Origin of the sequence: Bacillus sp. AFS053548, assembly GCF_002575105.1 — a bacterium.
Classification (GTDB): Bacteria; Bacillota; Bacilli; order Bacillales; family Bacillaceae_G; genus Gottfriedia.
The window spans coordinates 1-1,310 of sequence record NZ_NUHI01000060.1; the positions used below are offsets into that span (position 1 = coordinate 1).

General features: G+C 31.2%; 2 protein-coding genes. Both read right to left on the reverse strand.

The annotated features are described in order from the left end of the window. Positions 1 to 46: 46 nt before the first annotated feature. Entirely contained in the window at positions 47 to 988 is a 942-nt protein-coding gene (locus CN946_RS20840) for an IS3 family transposase (protein WP_141546956.1), read from the reverse strand. Further along, positions 910 to 1,239 carry a helix-turn-helix domain-containing protein gene (locus CN946_RS20845; protein WP_098862839.1) on the reverse strand — a complete coding sequence of 110 codons (330 nt, stop codon included), beginning with the start codon at positions 1,237 to 1,239 and terminating at the stop codon, positions 910 to 912. The genes CN946_RS20840 and CN946_RS20845 overlap by 79 nt, the downstream gene beginning before the upstream one ends. Positions 1,240 to 1,310 lie beyond the last annotated feature (71 nt).

Sequence of the window (1,310 nt, forward strand, 5' to 3'; positions counted from 1 at the left end):
TGGTCTTATCCCTGTCAAGTAGACACTTAAATAAAAGGTACACTATTTAAGCTGCCTTAGCCCTATATTCTAAAGGGCTAAGGTTATTTAATTTTTTCTGAAAACGTTTATTGTTATAAAACTTAATATATTTTTTCACTGCCATTTTAACCTCTTGCGAAGTCTCAAAATGATAACGGTATAAACATTCGGTTTTAAAGTGACTAAAAAAGCTTTCCATACATGCGTTATCTAAGCAATTCCCCTTTCTAGACATACTTCCTTTAATATTGTATTTACTTAAAAGTTGGTTATATCTCATTGAAGTGTACTGGAACCCTTGATCACTATGTAATATGAGACCTCTGACATCCCTATTTTTTATAGCTTCTTTTACAGTATCAGCTACTAATTTCAGGTCATTTCTTTCACTTATTTTATAAGCGACTATCTCATTATTATATAGGTCTAATATAGAAGATAAATAGATTCTCTTCCCATTAAAGAGTAAGTAGGTAATATCTGTTACCCATTTTTCATTTGGACGATTAGCTGAAAAATCTCTATTTAAATAGTTACTTGAAAGTACAAATTTTTCCTTACGTCCAAAGTGTTTCCATTTCTTTTTTCGTATCTTAGCTTGTATCTTATTTGATTTCATCAAGCGATATATTCTCTTATGATTCACTTTTAGCCCATACACTTTATTCAGCCAAGTTTTAACTCTTGGATAACCATAACTCCAATTAATATCTGGATCTTGTTGGCATTCAATAATTTTTTTCACGATTGATTGATCTTCTAAATCTTTTTTAGTAGGGCTACTCTGACGTGTTAACCATTTGTAATACCCACTTTTTGAAACACCTGCTATCTTACATAAAATAACAACTGTAAATTGATTTTTAAGTTCATTAATTATACTGTATTCTATTGATTTTTCTTTTCCTGTATCATCCTCCTTTTCGCAGCTAAGAGCTTTTTTAAATAAGCATTCTCTGCTTCTAATCGGTTGATTTTTTCAGCCTCGCTTTCAGGTGATTTTCTAGGTCTTCCTTGTAGTGGACTATTTGACCTTCCTCTCTTTTCATCTAATCCTTGAAATCCTTCTCGATTATAGTGAGATATCCAGCGTTTCACTATTGATACTGAAATTCCTAATTCATTGGCAATTGAAGTAGAACCCATATGATTATTTACATACATATCTATCGCTTTAAGCTTGATTTCTTTTGAATAAGTTTTTCTAATTTTCCCCATAAAAAAATCCCCTCCAAAGTAGACAGTACAACCCTTTCTTTTTACTGTCTACTATGAGGGGATATTAACAT